General features: G+C 36.5%; 1 pseudogene. It reads left to right on the forward strand.

The window, feature by feature from the left end:
* Nucleotides 1-57 precede the first annotated feature (57 nt).
* Nucleotides 58-646, forward strand: a pseudogene (locus FE392_RS22445) (IS4-like element IS231C family transposase); the annotation flags it as partial.

Here is a 646-nt window from a genome sequence, read left to right on the forward strand (position 1 = left end):
AAGTGTCAAAAAACGTTATTCTTTCTAAAAAGCTAGCTAGAAAGGATGACATTTTTTATGAATCTTTCAATTCAAGATGAATTACAACTATTTTCTGAAGAGCTGTATCGTCATTTAACCCCTTCTCTTTTGGAAGAACTCGCTAAAGAATTAGGTTTTGTAAAAAGAAAACGAAAGTTTTCAGGAAATGAATTAGCTACCATATGTATCTGGGTCAGTCAACGTACAGCGAGTGATTCTCTCGTTCGACTATGCAGTCAATTACACGCCGCCACAGGCACTCTTATGAGTCCAGAAGGACTCAATAAACGCTTTGATAAAAAAGCGGTTGAATTTTTGAAATATATTTTTTCTGCATTATGGAAAAGTAAACTTTGTAAAACATCAGCCATTTCAAGTGCAGCACTCACGTATTTTCAACGAATCCGTATTTTAGATGCGACGATTTTCCAAGTACCGAAACATTTAGCACATGTATATCCTGGGTCAGGTGGTTGTGCACAAACTGCAGGTATCAAGATTCAATTAGAATATGACTTACACAGCGGACAGTTTTTAAACTTCCAGGTAGGTCCTGGAAAAAATAATGATAAAACATTTGGAACAGATTGCTTAGATACCTTACGGCCGGGTGATCTGTGTATTC

The organism is Xenorhabdus santafensis, assembly GCF_033949405.1.
GTDB lineage: Bacteria > Pseudomonadota > Gammaproteobacteria > Enterobacterales > Enterobacteriaceae > Xenorhabdus > Xenorhabdus santafensis.